Here is a 16,957-nt window from a genome sequence, read left to right as displayed (position 1 = left end):
CAAGTCTATGGATTACATGAAGCTGGCAGTGGAAAAAACGATGGAAGGTATGAACAACAAGCTCGGAGGACCTTTCGGGGCGGCTGTCGTGAAAAACGGCGAAGTGATCGCCGTATGCAGCAATCGCACGATGGCAGATATGGACCCGTCCCAGCACGCAGAGATGGTAGCCATTCGCGAAGCGTGCAAGACGATGGGCACGATGGATTTGACAGGCTGCGAGATTTACGCGACCTGCGAGCCTTGCCCGATGTGCGTGGGGGCTATCATTTGGTCCGGCATCAAGGTCGTTCATTACTGCTCGACTGCGGAGGATGCACATGAGAACGGTTTTTCGGACAAGCATCTGCGCGACTATTTTTCCGGTAAGGATACGAGTGTTTTGAACATGATCAAGGTGGAGAAGCGCGAGGACTGCGATCAGTTGTTTACCCATTTTCACAAGCTGAACAAAGAGTAGCGGGCAACGTAAAAAGCAGACAGGAAAGAGAGCCATGCTCCGAAAAAGGGGAATGGCTCTCTTTGGGATGTCGTGAGAAATGTTAATCGTTGCGGTTGCGTACTCGTACGATCAGTCTGTCACCTGGACGAAGCGTGAGGCGAATCGTTCTTCCGTTTCCATTGCCATTGCGTCTTGCGCGGTATTTTCTTTTTTTCATGGATATCCCCCCTTTTTTCTCTATTACCTTATCGTATGCGAGGGAAGCTAGAGTGGTGTGGACAAGTGGTCTAGGAGACTTGACTAATTTTTAGCGTCGCCGAAAAAGGGAGATAGTGGTATATTGGATCATATTGGAAATGGTGAGCGATGGAGGGGGACATGCCATGGAGAAACGCCGCGTATTGTTACTCGGGGCAAGCGGCTACTTAGGAAGTCAAATCTATCATGAGCTTTCGCAGGATGATGCTACTGAACTCACAGGTACATGCTTTTCGGCACCAGCTGCTGGTCATCTGCTCCAAATCGATGTGACCGATCCCCCTTCTTTTACAGCGATGCTGCAAGGTTTTTCACCGCATGTTGTCATTTGGGCGTTGATGAGTGCAACAGATGAACGAGAGCTAATAGAAAAAGGCTTGGATGCCCTGTTATCTCAGTTGCCAGAAACGAGCAAATTCATCTTCATCTCCACAGACGGTATTTTCGGAAGAGGAACAGGCTCTTATCGGGAAGAAGATCCGCCCGAGCCATTGGATGAGAGAAATCCGTTAGCTGCGTATTCGAATGCCAAAATACGAGGGGAAGCACAAATTCGCGAGAAGCATTCCAATCATGTCATCGTGAGAATGGGCCCGATCTATGGACGCAATGCGGCTGGGCGATGGGATAAGCGAGTCGTTTCGTTGTGCGAAGACTTAGAAGCTGGCAGAGATGTAAGGCGATCTAGTAATTTGTACAAGACGTTTGTCCATGTGGAAGACGTGGGGAATGCCATTCACGAATTGCTACACAGCTCTTGCCTCGGAACGCTTCATCTCGGTCCAGCAAAGAAAGAGAGTTATTATTCTTTTTACAAAAAGATGGCTCTGGCTTTAGGGCTGAATGCAAATGGTGTAAAAGAAACCATGTTAATCGAAGCGGAGGCGCTAGAACGCGGGATTCCGTTGGATACTTCGCTAAGTACGAAAAAGGCGCATGAACTGCTACGGACCCGTTTTCGTCAGGTGGGAGCAGAGGAAGCAATCAATCACGCTTGAAGCAACTAGGAGGATAACATGAAGGTCAGCAAGTGGCTCCTTGCCTTTTGTTTATTTGCAGCATGTATCATACAGCCTGCCTATGCAGCGCAGTCACCGCAAAAGGAAGTGGTAAAGAGCGTACAACCAGGTAGTCAAACCTTCCAGACAACCTCTGGAAAACGCACAGTCCAGTTCGTCAAAATCAACCTGAACGACACGCGCTTGGAGGTTCGTCCTGTTCTCGCTCACGGTGAACTGGGTAAAACACAGAGCCTCGCTGCCATGGCGAAGCAGCACAATGCTCTGGCTGCAATGAACGGGACGTTTTTCATGGCGTACAACAAGGATGCATACAAGCCGCCATGGGGCACGATTGTGATCGATTATGACAAAAAGAACGAAGGAAGCAGCGGAGCCTCGATTGGCTTTAATGGAAATATGCGTCCTGTCATTGCTTCGAGCGCGCAGATGAAAGAGGAACAATACGAGCATGTCACGAGCGCCGGGCCTACCCTTGTACAAAATGGAAAAGTCGTCGTCAATCCGCTTGCAGAAGGGATGAAAGACCCAAAGCTCGTGAAGCTGAGTGGACAGCGCTCCTTCATCGGATACACGGCGGACAACCAGCTCGTGATGGGGACTGTCCCCAATGTTACCTTGGCACAGCTGGCGACGATCTGTCAGTCCATGGGTCTGGTATCGGCAATGAATATGGATGGCGGTGCTTCGTCAGGCCTCTACGCACATGGGAAGCTGTTGACTACACCCGGTCGGGACTTGAGCAATGCGCTGGTCGTCATCGAGCGAAAAGCTCCTTCCATACAGCTGCGCTTAGGCTCTACGCCTCTCGTCCTGGCGCAACAGCCACTTTTGATCCAGGGGAGTGTCTATGTCCCGGCTCAGTCATTTTTCACGAAGCTGGGAATAAGCGTGTCGGAGAATGTAGAGGAAAAGTCGCTCACACTGCCAATCGGGGACAAGGAGTACAAGATTTGGGAGAGTGGCAAAGTGAGTGTGAATGGACATTTTTTGCCGATGACGGAGCGTCCGCGCTTGATTAGCGGAAAGCTGATGATTCCGCTTCGAACTGCGGCAGAGCTTACGTCTATGAACGTCGAGTGGGATAGCAAAACACGAGTGGCAACGATAACTGACAAAGGAGAGTAGAAAACAATGAAAACAATCGGATTAATTGGCGGCATGAGCTGGGAGTCTTCCTTGGTCTACTATCGTTTAATCAATGAAACCGTCAAGGAGAAGCTGGGCGGTTTGCATTCGGCAAAAAGCATCCTGTATTCCGTAGATTTTGCCGAGATTGAAGAAATGCAACGAGAAGGTCGCTGGGCAGAAGCAGGCGAGCGGATGGCAATCGCGGCGAAAAGTTTGGAAGCAGCGGGTGCTGACCTGATCGTCCTCTGCACGAATACGATGCACAAGCTGGCGTATGCCATCGAGGAAGCGACCAGCCTGCCTTTTCTTCATATCGCGGATGCGACAGCCCAAGCGATCGTGAGCCACGGGCATAAACGAGTGGCACTACTCGCGACGCGATTCACGATGGAGCAGGATTTCTACACAGGGCGTCTGCGAGATGTTCATGGATTAGAGGTATTGCTGCCGGATGAACAAGAGCGAAAACTCGTCCATGACATCATTTATCATGAGCTGTGCGTAGGAACCATTCGCGAGGAATCCAAGCATACATACCAGGCGATCATTGAGCGATTGGTCAAGGAAGGTGCAGAGGCAGTCATCCTCGGCTGTACAGAAATCGGTTTGCTGATCTCCGCCGAAGATTGCACGGTCCCGGTATTTGATACGACTGCGATACATGCAGTAGCGGCTGTGGAAGCTGCTCTGCGGTAGACGCTAGGAAAAAACAAAAGACTGAGTTCATACCATTTGCTACTAGGATGGATGACTCAGTCTTTTATTTGTGTATAAATCCAATTAAAAACAACTAAACACACATAAAAACAATCAATTTACGTTGCGTTCATATCCTCTTAATATTTTCCCCGTAAGATTGGTCTCGTAGGAACCAAGAAATGAACATTCCGCAAAGAGGAGAGGTTCTCATGAAGAAATGGCATTATCCTTTACTTGCTTCCGTATTATCCATCGCATTTTTGGCAGGATGTGGGCAATCACCTCAGTCGCAACCAAACACACAAGGTTCCACAACAGAAAGTACAACCGCCTCAGGAGAGATTACAGTCTATACGGCGCTGGAGGATGATCAGATCAAAACGTATCTGGAATCCTTCAAAGCGAAATATCCAGATGTAAAGGTCAATATCGTCCGCGATTCTACAGGGATCATCACAGCAAAGCTGCTGGCGGAAAAAGACAATCCCCAAGCAGACGTCGTATGGGGAACGGCAGCGACAAGCCTGCTCGTGCTCGACCAGCAAGGCATGCTCGAAGGCTATTCGCCAAAAGGAATCGAGAGAGTGTCTCCAGAGTTTAAGGATTCCAAGGAACCTGCGAGCTGGGTAGGAATTGATGCATGGGAAACAGCAATCGCGGTCAACACCAAGGAGCTGGAAAAACGCAATTTGCCCATCCCACGCTCATACGAAGACCTGATCAAGCCGGAGTACAAAGGACTGATCGTAATGCCAAATCCGGCGTCTTCAGGAACTGGGCTACTCACGATTAACGGAATCATGCAGCTGAAAGGGGAGCAAGAAGGCTGGGCGTACCTCGACAAGCTGCATGAAAATATGGCGATCTACACGCATTCCGGCTCGAAGCCAGCGAAAATGGCCGCATCGGGCGAATATCCAATCGGCATTTCCTTTGGCTACCGCTCCATTACCGAGAAGAAAAAAGGCGCACCTGTTGAAGTCGTCTTTCCAACAGAAGGCTCGGGTTGGGATGTAGAGGCGAATGCTTTGATCAAAAAGAGTGAGATCAAGCCAGAAGCCAAGCTGTTCTTGGACTGGGCCATCTCGGATGAAGTCATGAAAGCCTATAACCAGAACTTCGCCATCGTCAGTGTCAAGCAAGAAGGCGCAACGCTCCCGGAAGGCTACGCAGTAGATCCGATCAAGCAATTAATCAAGCTCGACCTGAATCAAGCCGCTCAAAATCGTGACAACACCTTGGCTGAGTGGGAAAAAAGATACGCGACCAAGAGCGAACCTAAGTAAGCAGCGAGGAGAACAGCATGACACAATCCTATCTATCCATTCAAGGGATCAGTAAACGCTTTGGTTTGTTTGCCGCGTTGGAGCACATCTCCATCGAAATTGACAAGAATGAATTTGTTTGTCTGCTCGGTCCCAGTGGCTGCGGCAAAACGACATTACTGAGAATGCTGGCAGGATTGGAGCAGCCGACGACAGGCCAGATGATTCTGGGAGGCAGGGAGATCACCTCCTTGCCCCCGGCAAAACGAAACATCGCGATGATGTTCCAGTCGTACGCCTTGTTTCCCAATTTGACTGCTGCCCAAAACATTGCCTTTGGCTTGCAAGAAAAGAAGCTGGGAAAAAAAGAGATCGCAGCCAAAGTAGAAGCAGCGCTGGACATGGTTGATTTGTCTCATGCCGCCGCCAAATATCCCAGCCAGCTCTCAGGCGGTCAACAACAACGGATTGCCTTGGCGCGAGCGATTGCACTATCGCCGGATGTCCTGCTTTTAGATGAACCACTATCCGCATTGGATGCAAAAGTAAGACAAAAGCTGCGTCGGGAGATTCGGCGTTTGCATGAGCAGTACGGAATGACGACGGTGATGGTCACGCATGATCAGGATGAGGCATTGACCATGGCGGACAAAATCGTCGTAATGGATCACGGTGAGGTCGTTCAGATCGGCACGCCAGAGGAGATTTATAACAAACCAGCCACACCGTTTGTTGCAGATTTTATCGGAGCGATTAACTTTTTTGAGTACAGCCGATTTGAGAATGCGCAATCTGATCCGAATCGCTTGCTTGCGATTAGACCGGAGCATGTGCGGATTTTACAGCAAGAATCCGAATGCGCCATACCTGCGACTATTTCCGAGATAGAATTTCGCGGTGCTTTTTACCGAATCTTTCTGGAGTGGCAAGAGGAAGGTCAGCTAAAAAAAGAGCTTCTGACAATCGATTTGATAGCTGCAGAGGCACAAAGACTTGGAATGATCCGAGGCAAAAAGGTGTGGCTGGAGTTTCCGCTGGAGAATTTGCTGACCTTTGAGCATGCGCCAGCCTTAGAGGAGCAGGGGTGAGCAGCATGAAGGAAATGACGTCAATCTTCGATGGAAAAGCCATGCAAAAGTGGCTCATCGCTCTCGTCGTACTTGGGTTGTCAGCAAGTGTGCTGCTGCCACTGGGCCAGCTGTTTTCCAAAGCATTCTATGACAAAAACGGTCAGTTCATCGGTCTGGACAATTTCGTTACGTACTTTTCCACCCCTGCACTAGCCGCGTCGCTGAATAACACCTTGTATATTTCTGCGATGACGACGCTGATCGCCGTCACACTCGCTTTTCTGTTCGCGTATGCCTTGACGCGCAGCGGGATTCGCGGAAAACGAGTCTTTCGGGCGATCGCGCTGCTGCCGCTGTTTGCACCCACGATGATGCACGGAATCGCCCTGACCTACCTTTTTGGGAATCAAGGGCTGGTGACGACGGGAATCTTCGGGCTGCTCCCGTTCCAATGGGACATCGATCTGTACGGCCCAGTGGGGATTATTTTGGCGGAGATCGTCTATGTATTCCCGCAAGCGTATTTGATTCTCGCTGTTTCCCTTGCTTTTGCCGACTATCAGCTATACGAAGCGGCGGATACGCTCGGTGCCAACCATTGGCGCAAGTTTTTTGCCGTGACGATTCCCAGCGTGAAATACGGTATCGTCAGCGCCTGCTTTGTCTGCTTTACTCTCTCGTTTACTGACTTCGGCGCACCAAAGGTTGTCGGCGGGCAGTTTTCCGTGCTGGCGACAGACGTCTACAAGCAGGTCATTGGCCAGCAAAATATGACGATGGGCGCAACGGTTGGGCTGCTATTGATCATTCCCGCTCTCGTGGCGTTTGTCGTTGACCGGATTGTTGAGCGTAAGCAGCACGCGGCTGTAACAGCCAAGTCCAAGCCGTATCGAATCAAGGAAAATCGTTTGCGCGACTTGTTTTATTTCATCCTTTGTGCGAGCGTCAGCGGATTTTTGTTGCTCCTCATGGCTGCGGTAGTGCTGGCATCTTTCATCAAAGTATGGCCGTACAATCTGACTCTCGGCTTGGATCATTACGACTTTTCCAACGTAGCAGGGGAAGGAATCGAGCCACTGTGGAACAGCATTCTCGTCGCCTTGCTGACGGCGGTGATCGGGACGGCGGTCACATTTATTACCGCCTATACGATTGAAAAATCCCAGGTGTGGAAGGGGCTTCGCCAAGCTGGATACTTCCTGTCGATTCTCCCGCTAGCATTGCCGGGGATGGTCATTGGGCTGGCGTACATTTTCTTCTTCAACAATCCGTCGAATCCATTTCACGGTATGTACGGAACGATTTGGATTTTGATTTTGGCGAATGTCATTCATTTTTTCGCAGTCGGCTTCATTACAGCGACGAGCGCGTTGAAAAAGCTCGATCCCGAGTTCGAGCAAGCGGCAGAGTCCATGGGAATCTCGCAGACAAAGCTATTGTGGCGCGTCACGATTCCCGTCTGTATGCCGGCGATTGTCGAGATGGCGGTGTACTTTTTCATCAATTCGATGGTGACGATCTCGGCGGTTGTGTTTCTGTACGCAGCGGATTTCAAGCTGGCGTCTGTCTCCATCGTCAACATGGATGATGCTGGGGATGTGGCTCCGGCAGCAGCGATGTCGGTATTGATCGTCGCTCTCAACATCATCGCTCGTGCAGGCGCAGAATGGATCGCATCCAGACTTCGCAAGCGGACAACAGGATCTAGCCAAGAGAAAGGGCAGGTGGCATAAAGCATGAAAGCAGTAGTTTTTGATTGGGCAGGAACGATGGTAGATTACGGATGTTTCGCTCCTTTGGCTGTCTTTTTGCAGGTGTTCAAAAAACGGGGGATTGAGCTGACTGCAGCAGAAGCTCGCGAACCGATGGGGATGCTCAAGCGCGATCACATCCAGGCGCTGTGCAAAATGGAGCGGGTAGCAGCGCTATGGCAAGAGCGTTATGGTCGTCTTCCGAATGAAGCGGATGTGGACGAATTGTACGCCGACTTCGAACCGATGCTGATGGCGACGCTGCATGAATACGCTACCCCAGTTCCGGGAGCGTTGGAGCTGGTAGGACGGCTGCGTGAGCAAGGAATCAAAATCGGCTCGACGACAGGCTACACGAGGGAAATGATGAATGTCGTAGCGGCATCGGCTAAACAACAGGGCTACGTGCCAGACGCACTAGTTACCCCGAGTGAAGTGCCAGCAGGACGTCCGTACCCATGGATGTGCTATCAAAATGCGATCCTGCTGGACGTGTACCCAATGAACGAGATCGTCAAGGTCGGCGATACGACAAGCGATATGAAAGAAGGAAGAAACGCCGGGATGTGGACCGTTGGCGTCCTGAATGGCGGAAGCGAGCTCGGCCTGTCCTTGGAGGAAGTGACGAGCCTGCCACAGGAAGAGCTGGATAAAAGGCTGGCTATCGCAACAGAGCGATTAATGGCGGCAGGTGCTCACTACGTGATCGAGGAGATCGGATGCTTGGATGAAGTGCTGGAAAAGATCGAGAAGCGTCATGCAGAAGGAGAGAGACCATGAATCAGACACGACCAACCGACAATCCGTACTTGTTGCTAACCCCTGGACCATTGACCACTTCTTCAACTGTTCGCGAAGCTATGCTGCGGGACTGGTGCACCTGGGATCGTGATTACAATGAGCTGGTACAGGCAATCCGCCAGAAGCTCGTGCAAATGGCAACCTCACAGGTGGAGGAGTATACGAGTGTTTTGATACAAGGTAGCGGAACCTTTTGTGTGGAAGCGGTGATAAGCAGTGCGATTCCGGCAGACGGCAAGCTGCTCGTCCTCACGAATGGCGCATACGGTGATCGGATCGTGGAAATGGCACAAGTACATGGAATCGCGACGGAGGTAATTGATTTTGGCGAAGTGACAAAAGCCGATGCAGAGGCATTGGAGCAGAGGCTAGCGGCGGATGCGACGATAACGCATGTGGCGGTCGTGCATTCAGAAACGACTACGGGAATGCTCAATCCCATCAAGGAAATCGGTGAAGTCGCCAAGAAGTACGGCAAAGTCTATATCGTAGACGCGATGAGCAGCTTCGGTGGCATTCCGCTGGATGCAGCGGGGCTCTCGATCGACTTCCTGATCTCAAGCGCAAACAAATGCATCCAAGGTGTGCCTGGCTTCGGTTTTGTCATTGCCAAAACGTCTGCGCTCAGCAAATGCGAAGGGATTGCCCGTACGCTGTCCCTCGACTTGTACAGTCAGTGGAAGACGATGGAGGAGCAAAACGGAAAGTGGCGGTATACTTCTCCTACTCATGTCGTTCGCGCGTTTTATCAAGCGTTGGTGGAGCTTGAGGCAGAGGGCGGAGTTGAGAAACGGTATGAGCGTTACCAGCGCAATCAGCAGCTACTCGCAGAAGGCATGGAGCGCATCGGATTTCGCATTCTTTTGCCAAAAGAATCGCAATCGCCCTTCATCACGTCCTTTTACTATCCCGAGAGCGAGGCATTCACCTTCGCCGAGCTGTATGAGCGGCTAAAACAGGCAGGCTTCGTCATATATCCGGGCAAAATCTCGCAAGCGGACACGTTCCGGATTGGCAATATCGGAGAGGTTTATCCAGAGGATATCGAGAGATTAATCGCTGCAATGGAAAAAAATCGTTTCTGGCACGCGCAAATCTAAAGGAGGCTATCGTGATGAAAGTATTTTGCTTGGGTGGAGCGGGAAATATTTGTCGGGAAGCTGTGCTCGATCTCGTGATGCATTCGGATTTTGAGCAGATTACGATCGGTGATTTTAATGAAGAAGAAGGTCGCAAGGTAGTCGAGTGGCTGAATGATCCACGCGTAGACTTTGTTCGGGTAAATGTACGCGATCATGCGGATACGGTCCAAAAAATGCGCGGTTATGATATTGTCATGGACGGTACCACGATCACACTGAACGGCCTGTCTACTGCTGCGATTGCGGAGGCTGGCTGCCATGGCATCAATTTGAACGGTTTCGGGGAAGAAAACGCCTCGGATGCGATCTTCCGCGATCATGGGAAGACCTGCCTGCCTGGCTTTGGCATGACGCCTGGACTGACCCAAATGATGGCGATGCATGCAGCGAACCAGCTCGATGAAGTCGACGAGGTCCGCGTCAGTCACGGTTCCTTTCGCCCGATTGCCTTTTCCAAATCAATTACAGAGACGACGACCTATGAGTATGATCCAGACCTGCCAGGGCGCGTCGTGTATGAAAATGGTGCATTCATTCAAGTCCCGCCATTTGCTCGCCCTCGCGAAATAAAGCTTCCCGAGCCGTATGGAACAACGGTTCAGTACATCATTCCTCATGCGGAGACGAAGACGCTGGCACAGGCTTTGTCTCCAAAAGGAGTAAAGCTGATCGAGGTGCGGGGAACATGGCCGAAGCAAAACATGGAGCTGGTCAAAGCCCTCTATGATTATGGCTTTTTACGGAACGATCCCATCACGGTAGGGGAAACAAAGGTAGGAATCCTTGATTGTATCTCCCAATACCTCTACAATTCTAGGGAGGGAAAAGAGACGGAATTATACGGGTATTCGCTTCATGTCGAGGTAACAGGTACCAAGGACGGTCGCAAAGTACGCCACACCCTGTACCATACACATCCGGCATCAGATGGCTCTGTAGCTGACTGGGCAGGGCTGCGGGCTTATACCCGCAACGTAGGAATCCCGCTGGCGATTGCGACTGAGCAGATCGCAAAAGGAAACGTAAACGCTATTGGCGTCATTACACCAGAAGAAGCATTTGATCCGGCTGTGATTTTTCACGAGCTGGCAAAACGTCAGATTTACATCCATGAAGAGAAGATCGAACTGACGTAAAGTACGAGATAGGGGGACATTCGGCGTGTCGTTGTTCGGGGAAGAGCGTAAGCAAATCATTTTGCAGTTGATCAATTCCAATGGCAAGGTACGAACCAATGAGCTGGTCGAAAAGCTGCAAGTATCGTCTGAGTCGATCCGCAGGTATTTGGAAGAGCTGGAGGCGGAGAAGAAGCTGAAGCGCGTCTACGGTGGTGCAGTTAAGCTGACAGTAGAGCGCTCCGAGCCCTCTCATTTTGCCCGCGAGGTCTTGCGAGCGGACGAAAAGAAACGGATTGGACGGCTGGCAGCAGACTTGGTGCAAGACAGTGATACCATTGTCATCGATGAAGGGACGACGCCTTTGCAAATGATCAGCTTCCTCGTGACGAAAAAAGATTTGACGATCCTCACTAGCTCGATCACGGCGCTGAATCGATTAATCGAGTACCAAAACAATGGAATGCTTGCGGCAGACATCTACTTCCTGGGGGGAAAGGTGAGCGCCAAGCATCATCGGGTAAGCGGGACCTATGCAGAGAAGATGATGAAACAATTTTATGTGGACAAGGCGTTTATCGCGGCAGACGGCATCCTGCTCCATAAAGGCTTGACCTGCTATGAGCCGGATCGTACGGAACTCGCCCGTTGTTTCATCGAAAATGCCAATGAAAGCATTGTGCTAGCGGATCACTCCAAGATCGGGGTCAGCACATTGTGCAAGATTGCAGACTTGGGAGAGGTCGACATCATCATCAGCGATACGGCAGCACCAGCAGAATGGAATAAAGGACTCCAAGCAAAAAACGTAGCATGGATGGTAGCAGAGGAGTAATAGTAAGCAGGCCAGCGATTCCCCACGACAGGGAAGCTGGCCTGTTTGCTTCAGGAAGAATGGCGCAGCAAAAGCGGGAGCATTTGCAGCAATCTCTCTCTGGCAAGAGCAGCGCCCCCATTCCATTTTTGCGCTTCTACAAAAAGGAAAGGATTTCACACGGACAGTTGTGGAGTTTGTACAAAAAATAATGGAGAAAATGCATTGTCAGTTGGCAAGGAAACACATATGATCAGGATACAAATAGTGAGAATGAATATCAATACAATAATCAACAACAGATGCGAGAGAGGGTAGAAAGATGGCAAGAACGGTTCGGAATGCGGGATTGGCATGGATGGCATTATTATTGATCATGTTTCTCGTGTTAACTGCGTGTGCAGAAAAAGCAGCGGAGCCAGCATCCACTGAGCAGACAGCCTCGACAGAGAACACCGCTGCGAAAACCAAAGTGGTGAAAGACGCGTATGGCGATGTAGAGATTCCGGTAAAGCCAGAGCGGATAGCGGCGATTTATCAGGAGGACTTCTTGACAGCACTGGGTGTGACCCCGGTTGTCCAGTGGTATCACCCGGCGTGGGGCAAACAGGATTACCTCGGGCTGGATGTGCCGCTTTTTGATATTACAGGAAGTATTGAAGCGTTGCTTGCAGCCAATCCGGATTTCATCATTGTGGATGGCTACGCTGATCCCAAGAAATACGAGGAATTCAGCAAGGTAGCGCCTACGTACAAGCTGCCGGATGAACTCCGTAACGACACGATTGGAAGACTCAAGAAAATCGCCGAGGTGCTAGGTGTTCCAGAAAAAGCAGACGAAGCGATCCAAAAGTACAATGCGAAAATAGCGGATACCAAGGCAAAGCTGGAAAAGGCGATTGGCAAGGAAACGGTCGCCGTCATACGTTTGAACGTGGGAAATAAGCCGAATTTGGCCCTCTTCGGAGATGGCAATGTTTATACAGGCATGCTCTATAAGGAGCTGGGCCTTACGCCGTATTCCGCTGCCAAAAATCAAGAAACGCACGTGGTATTATCAGAAGAAGCCATTCCGGCTATCGATGCAGACCATATCATTGTGTTCCCGTCGAACGGTACGTGGACTTCCGAAGAAAACAAGGATGCGCTCAAGATTTTGGAGAGCCCAATCTGGCAATCTGTTCCCGCTGTGAAAAAAGGTCATGTCTACCCAATGGAGCGGACACATTGGCAATCCGGTGCCATTCTGGCCAATATGAAGAAGGCAGACGACTTGGTTAAAGCGTTTGTAAAGTAATCGAGCTCAGTAGAGAAAGTGTGTCAGATCAGCTGATGCGCTTTCTTTTTGTTGTGTGGAGCTTGTCGGCGCGCTGTTTTAACTTTATAATGTTTAATGATAATCATTCTCACGGCAAGGGTGAGGGAGATGAATAACGAAGCATCCGGGGTCAAGCTATCTCCACCATCATTTTATGTGATGACGGACATCCAAAAAGTAACGTTGGAAAATAACACAGGGCAGCACTATCACGAGACGGAAGACTACACATTGATAGTAGCGACAGGCGGAGAAGGGTTCATTGAAATCGAGTCATCGATCAATCGATTTATTCGGGAGCGTTGCTGGATTACTGCCCCCCGTCAGCGTATTCAGATCAGCTGTGCCAGTCATGTTCTCGACTTTTATCATCTGACTTTTCGTATCGTCCACATGGGCGTACCGATACCTACTACTGCTGAATCAGCTCCAGAAGATTTTTTCTGCATAGGAGAGTTGACTTGCACGCCTTTTTCACGTGTAGTCGAAGCAATTGCGGAGATATACAAGCATCGTGAAGCCACAGAGTCGTTGCAACGATTTTATAATCACGTCCGCTTTGAGGAATTGCTATGCAATTTGGCCCGGCAAAATGTGCCAGGCAAAACGAGTCTGGACCCGCGTAGAGCGGTTGAACGATCGATTGAGTATGTAGATGAGCATTACCAGGACGCGCTGACCGTAGAGCAGCTGGCGGAAGAAGCACATGTGGCACGCTGGCGCTATACGCAGCTCTTCAAAGAAATGACAGGACAAATCCCGCTCGATTACATCAATCACCTGCGAATCAATCGGGCGAAGCAGCTGCTGCTCATGACAGGTGATCGGATCAACGAGATTGCGCAAAACGTCGGGTTCAACAGCGAGTATTATTTCAATCGCCGTTTTAAGCAGAGCGTAGGGCTCGCGCCAGGCAAATACCGCAACATCCATCGGGATGATTTGCGGGTCGTCTCTCTTTATATGGAGGATTATTTGCTGGCACTTGGCATTCGACCCGTAATTCAATGGGCGCATACATATTGGGGGCAGCAGGACTATTTGGGCTTGCACGACGTACCGACATACGATGTGCTGACAGATAACGTGCAGCTTTTGTCCAGTGGAGCCCCAGATGTCATTATGCTTCGGCCATGTACAGGCTGGAAGGAGGACGTGTATGAACAATGTGCACGGATCGCTCTGACATGCGTGATTCAGCAGTTCGGTCCTGAGTGGCGGAAAACGTTGCGTACACTCGGTGATCGATTGGGCAGAAGTAAATTGGCAGAGCAGTCAATCGAGCAGTATGAGCAAAAAGTGAGAGCTGCCAAAACTACGCTAAGCCGCAGTATCAAAGGGCAAAAGCTCGCCTTCTTGCGTATATCGGCAGATCAAATCCTTGTGGAACAAAACTACACATCGCAGGTGTTGTTTCAAGATTTGGAAATGGAGCCGCATCTGCTGGTAAAAAAACAATTTGCCAAGCAGGTGAGAGAAGGGGTATCGTGGGAGGAGCTGTCTACGCTCGATGCCGATCATATTTTTTTCTCCTTTGACAAATGGCATCAGGGGAAGCAAGGCGCAGAGGAGCTACAGCTCAACCACCCGGTGTGGCAGGCCCTCCCAGCTGTACGCAACAAGCGGGCGTACCAGGTGGATTTCATGACGTGGATGAATCACGGCGTGATCGCCAATGGAAAAAAGGTCGACGATGTCTTGAAAGTATTAGCGTGATAGTACAAAGAAAAGCTCGCATTTGTCCATTGACACTATTTTCATACATCGCCTAAAATTCAAATGTGATAATAAGAATCAATATCAACAAAAACAACTCAGCTCCATACTAACGAAAAAAGGTGGCAAGTATGAGTCAACACGCACATTCCCTGCAAGAGGGGAATAACGGGAAGCCGGTTTCGTTTCGCTCTCGTCCTTGGGCAGCTACGCTGATTTTGACGGGCGGGGTTTTCGCATTAATTCTGGGGATGTTTTTGTCTGTGTCATTTGGAGCAGCCGACATCCACTTTGCTGTCGTATGGGAAGCTATTTTTCACTTTAATCCTGATATTACGCAACACCAAATTATTCAGGAGATTCGTTTGCCGCGATTACTTGGGGGCGCGATGGTCGGGGCCAGCCTCGCTGTAGCAGGCGCCATCATGCAAGGGATGACCCGCAACCCGCTGGCAGATTCCGGATTGCTGGGATTGAACGCAGGTGCCGGGTTTGTTTTGGCCTTATGCTTTGCTTTTTTCCCAGGTCTTCCGTTCATGTACCTGATTATGTACAGCTTTTTGGGAGCTGGAATTGGGGCGGGCATGGTATACGGCATTGGGTCATTGGCAAAAGGTGGATTGACTCCGGTACGTCTCGTTTTGGCGGGTGCCGCATTGACTGCTCTTTTGTCTGCGTTAAGCGAAGGAATTGCCCTTTACTTTAAAATCGGACAGGATCTGGCTTTCTGGTATGCAGGCGGTGTGGCGGGAACGAAATGGTTTCAGCTTGAAGTCATGTTTCCATGGATTCTCGCAGCGTTGATTGGGGCTATGATGTTGTCGCGTTCCATTACGATGCTCAGTCTTGGTGAAGACGTCGCCAAAGGATTGGGCCAGCGGACGGCATTGGTCAAACTGGCTGGTATGGTCATCGTCTTGATTTTGGCTGGATCGGCAGTAGCTGTTGTCGGGGCTGTAGGCTTCGTGGGCTTGATCGTGCCGCATTTAACTCGCTTTTTAGTTGGGGTAGATTACCGATGGATCATTCCGTGCTCAGCCATTTTGGGTAGCTTGCTCGTCGTATTCGCCGATTTGGCAGCGAGAATGGTCAATCCACCGTATGAGACGCCGCTAGGGGCACTTATTGCACTAATCGGCGTGCCGTTCTTCCTTTACTTGGCGCGTAAAGAAAGAAGGGAGTTGTAATCATGCAGCATATTGTTTCCCAATACCAAACCCGCAAGAGAAACAGAGCTTTTGTGGTAATGACGATACTGGCGATCCTCATTTTCATCGCTTTTATTATCAGTATGAACACGGGCTACATACGATTGTCGCCAAATGATTTGCTCATGACGTTGATCGGTTCTGGAACAGACAAACAAAACCTGATCTTGTTTGAGTTCCGACTGCCGAGGATTGTTATCTCTCTCCTGATTGGGGCAGGGCTTGCCGTATCAGGTTGTATCATACAAGGGATCTCCCGCAATGCATTGGCTGAACCTGGTATTTTAGGGATCAACGCTGGTGCTGGCTTGATGGTGATGCTATTCATTTCGTTTTACCCATCAACGTCTGCGGCACCTGTTTTTCTGCTGCCTGTTCTGGCATTGCTTGGAGCCAGCGTAACTGCAGCGCTGATCTTCGTCCTGTCTTATAAAAGGCACAAGGGATTATCTCCGACTCGGATCGTGTTGACGGGGATTGCCGTAGCAGCTGGGATGAGTGCGGCGATGATCGTCTTGACGCTGAAGCTGAGTCCGGACAAGTATCAGTTCGTGGCGACCTGGCTGGCTGGAAGCATCTGGGGAACCAACTGGAAGTTCGTTCTGTCGTTGCTTCCGTGGATCGTGATTTTACTCCCGTTCGTTTTCTACAAAGCACGTGTCATGAACGTACTCAATCTGGGTGAAGAGCTGGCGAAGGGCTTGGGCGCACCTGTTGCCAAAGAGCAACTGAAGCTGCTGGCTGCCGCAGTCGGGCTTGCCGCTTCCTGCGTGGCAGTGAGTGGAGGTATCGGTTTTGTCGGCTTGATCGGTCCGCATCTGGCTCGCAGATTGGTGGGGCCGAAGCACGAGATGCTCCTGCCTACATCAGCGCTGACTGGTGCACTATTGGTCATCGTGGCAGACACGATTGGCCGCTGGATCATGCAGCCGTCGGAGATTCCGACCGGTATTGTTGTAGCCGTGATCGGTGCTCCGTATTTCTTGTACCTGCTCGCACGTTCAAAAGCATAGGTGGAAGTGTGGTAAAAAACGAGCGTTTTCCCTTCTAGTTACGAGGGAAACGCTCGTTTTTTGTAATATCAGCAAAGTATAATTTTTGTGTGTGCGCAAGCCCGTATACTTTAGATAGGCGGTTATTAGTTCTGAGACAGCAGTTGTGTCATTTTGAAAGAACAATCACAATGATCATTCTACGTTTTAAAAGGT

Annotated in this window: 15 protein-coding genes; all 15 read left to right on the top strand. The window is 50.3% G+C overall.

The annotated features are described in order from the left end of the window. Positions 1 to 7: 7 nt before the first annotated feature. The 15 genes from AB1L17_RS07955 (at position 8) to AB1L17_RS07885 (ending at position 16,762) form a co-directional block, all read left to right on the top strand. Positions 8 to 460: a nucleoside deaminase gene (locus tag AB1L17_RS07955; protein WP_412846505.1), complete on the top strand. Its 453-nt coding sequence runs from the start codon at positions 8 to 10 to the stop codon at positions 458 to 460. A gap of 365 nt (positions 461 to 825) precedes the next feature. Next, positions 826 to 1,698: a sugar nucleotide-binding protein gene (locus AB1L17_RS07950; protein ID WP_412846503.1), complete on the top strand. Its 873-nt coding sequence runs from the start codon at positions 826 to 828 to the stop codon at positions 1,696 to 1,698. A gap of 18 nt (positions 1,699 to 1,716) precedes the next feature. Then, positions 1,717 to 2,847, top strand: a complete 1,131-nt coding sequence (locus tag AB1L17_RS07945) for a phosphodiester glycosidase family protein (RefSeq protein ID WP_412846501.1) — start codon at positions 1,717 to 1,719, stop codon at positions 2,845 to 2,847. A 6-nt stretch (positions 2,848 to 2,853) separates the two neighbouring features. Continuing rightward, positions 2,854 to 3,546 (top strand): aspartate/glutamate racemase family protein, encoded by a 693-nt coding sequence (locus AB1L17_RS07940; RefSeq protein WP_412846499.1) that lies wholly within the window; start codon positions 2,854 to 2,856, stop codon positions 3,544 to 3,546. Between the two features lie 212 nt (positions 3,547 to 3,758). Further along, positions 3,759 to 4,835, top strand: coding sequence for a putative 2-aminoethylphosphonate ABC transporter substrate-binding protein (locus tag AB1L17_RS07935; protein WP_412846498.1), 1,077 nt, complete (start codon positions 3,759 to 3,761; stop codon positions 4,833 to 4,835). A gap of 17 nt (positions 4,836 to 4,852) precedes the next feature. Next, complete coding sequence (locus tag AB1L17_RS07930; protein ID WP_412846497.1) at positions 4,853 to 5,902, top strand: putative 2-aminoethylphosphonate ABC transporter ATP-binding protein; 1,050 nt, start codon at positions 4,853 to 4,855, stop codon at positions 5,900 to 5,902. 5 nt (positions 5,903 to 5,907) lie between these two features. After that, on the top strand, positions 5,908 to 7,617 hold the full coding sequence (locus AB1L17_RS07925) for a putative 2-aminoethylphosphonate ABC transporter permease subunit (protein WP_412846495.1): 1,710 nt from the start codon (positions 5,908 to 5,910) through the stop codon (positions 7,615 to 7,617). Between the two features lie 3 nt (positions 7,618 to 7,620). Next, the gene (gene phnX, locus AB1L17_RS07920) at positions 7,621 to 8,415 is read left to right on the top strand and encodes a phosphonoacetaldehyde hydrolase (protein WP_412846494.1); all 795 of its coding nucleotides are present in this window, start codon (positions 7,621 to 7,623) and stop codon (positions 8,413 to 8,415) included. Beyond that, positions 8,412 to 9,536, top strand: a complete 1,125-nt coding sequence (gene phnW, locus AB1L17_RS07915; RefSeq protein ID WP_412846493.1) for a 2-aminoethylphosphonate--pyruvate transaminase — start codon at positions 8,412 to 8,414, stop codon at positions 9,534 to 9,536. The genes phnX and phnW overlap by 4 nt, the downstream gene beginning before the upstream one ends. A gap of 14 nt (positions 9,537 to 9,550) precedes the next feature. Further along, the gene (locus AB1L17_RS07910) at positions 9,551 to 10,714 is read left to right on the top strand and encodes a saccharopine dehydrogenase family protein (RefSeq protein WP_412846572.1); all 1,164 of its coding nucleotides are present in this window, start codon (positions 9,551 to 9,553) and stop codon (positions 10,712 to 10,714) included. Between the two features lie 25 nt (positions 10,715 to 10,739). Further along, the gene (locus tag AB1L17_RS07905) at positions 10,740 to 11,528 is read left to right on the top strand and encodes a DeoR/GlpR family DNA-binding transcription regulator (RefSeq protein WP_412846492.1); all 789 of its coding nucleotides are present in this window, start codon (positions 10,740 to 10,742) and stop codon (positions 11,526 to 11,528) included. A 301-nt stretch (positions 11,529 to 11,829) separates the two neighbouring features. Next, positions 11,830 to 12,804 (top strand): ABC transporter substrate-binding protein, encoded by a 975-nt coding sequence (locus AB1L17_RS07900; protein ID WP_412846491.1) that lies wholly within the window; start codon positions 11,830 to 11,832, stop codon positions 12,802 to 12,804. Between the two features lie 129 nt (positions 12,805 to 12,933). After that, positions 12,934 to 14,541: a helix-turn-helix domain-containing protein gene (locus AB1L17_RS07895; protein ID WP_412846490.1), complete on the top strand. Its 1,608-nt coding sequence runs from the start codon at positions 12,934 to 12,936 to the stop codon at positions 14,539 to 14,541. Positions 14,542 to 14,672: 131 nt separating this feature from the next. Then, entirely contained in the window at positions 14,673 to 15,728 is a 1,056-nt protein-coding gene (locus AB1L17_RS07890) for a FecCD family ABC transporter permease (RefSeq protein WP_412846489.1), read from the top strand. A 2-nt stretch (positions 15,729 to 15,730) separates the two neighbouring features. After that, positions 15,731 to 16,762 carry a FecCD family ABC transporter permease gene (locus AB1L17_RS07885; protein WP_412846488.1) on the top strand — a complete coding sequence of 344 codons (1,032 nt, stop codon included), beginning with the start codon at positions 15,731 to 15,733 and terminating at the stop codon, positions 16,760 to 16,762. Positions 16,763 to 16,957: the final 195 nt, after the last annotated feature.

Origin of the sequence: Brevibacillus jepli, assembly GCF_047229145.1 — a bacterium.
In the GTDB taxonomy this organism is placed as follows: domain Bacteria; phylum Bacillota; class Bacilli; order Brevibacillales; family Brevibacillaceae; genus Brevibacillus.
Note: the sequence above shows the minus strand (reverse complement) of the source record. Positions and strands in the feature narration are given on the sequence as shown.

Excerpts from the sequence above, each read along its gene's own strand:
- AB1L17_RS07955 (WP_412846505.1), top strand. The coding sequence starts at position 8 with ATGGATTACATGAAGCTGGCAGTGGAAAAAACGATGGAAGGTATGAAC.
- AB1L17_RS07950 (WP_412846503.1), top strand. The coding sequence starts at position 826 with ATGGAGAAACGCCGCGTATTGTTACTCGGGGCAAGCGGCTACTTAGGA.
- AB1L17_RS07945 (WP_412846501.1), top strand. The coding sequence starts at position 1,717 with ATGAAGGTCAGCAAGTGGCTCCTTGCCTTTTGTTTATTTGCAGCATGT.
- AB1L17_RS07940 (WP_412846499.1), top strand. The coding sequence starts at position 2,854 with ATGAAAACAATCGGATTAATTGGCGGCATGAGCTGGGAGTCTTCCTTG.
- AB1L17_RS07935 (WP_412846498.1), top strand. The coding sequence starts at position 3,759 with ATGAAGAAATGGCATTATCCTTTACTTGCTTCCGTATTATCCATCGCA.
- AB1L17_RS07930 (WP_412846497.1), top strand. The coding sequence starts at position 4,853 with ATGACACAATCCTATCTATCCATTCAAGGGATCAGTAAACGCTTTGGT.
- AB1L17_RS07925 (WP_412846495.1), top strand. The coding sequence starts at position 5,908 with ATGAAGGAAATGACGTCAATCTTCGATGGAAAAGCCATGCAAAAGTGG.
- phnX (WP_412846494.1), top strand. The coding sequence starts at position 7,621 with ATGAAAGCAGTAGTTTTTGATTGGGCAGGAACGATGGTAGATTACGGA.
- phnW (WP_412846493.1), top strand. The coding sequence starts at position 8,412 with ATGAATCAGACACGACCAACCGACAATCCGTACTTGTTGCTAACCCCT.
- AB1L17_RS07910 (WP_412846572.1), top strand. The coding sequence starts at position 9,551 with ATGAAAGTATTTTGCTTGGGTGGAGCGGGAAATATTTGTCGGGAAGCT.
- AB1L17_RS07900 (WP_412846491.1), top strand. The coding sequence starts at position 11,830 with ATGGCAAGAACGGTTCGGAATGCGGGATTGGCATGGATGGCATTATTA.
- AB1L17_RS07895 (WP_412846490.1), top strand. The coding sequence starts at position 12,934 with ATGAATAACGAAGCATCCGGGGTCAAGCTATCTCCACCATCATTTTAT.
- AB1L17_RS07890 (WP_412846489.1), top strand. The coding sequence starts at position 14,673 with ATGAGTCAACACGCACATTCCCTGCAAGAGGGGAATAACGGGAAGCCG.
- AB1L17_RS07885 (WP_412846488.1), top strand. The coding sequence starts at position 15,731 with ATGCAGCATATTGTTTCCCAATACCAAACCCGCAAGAGAAACAGAGCT.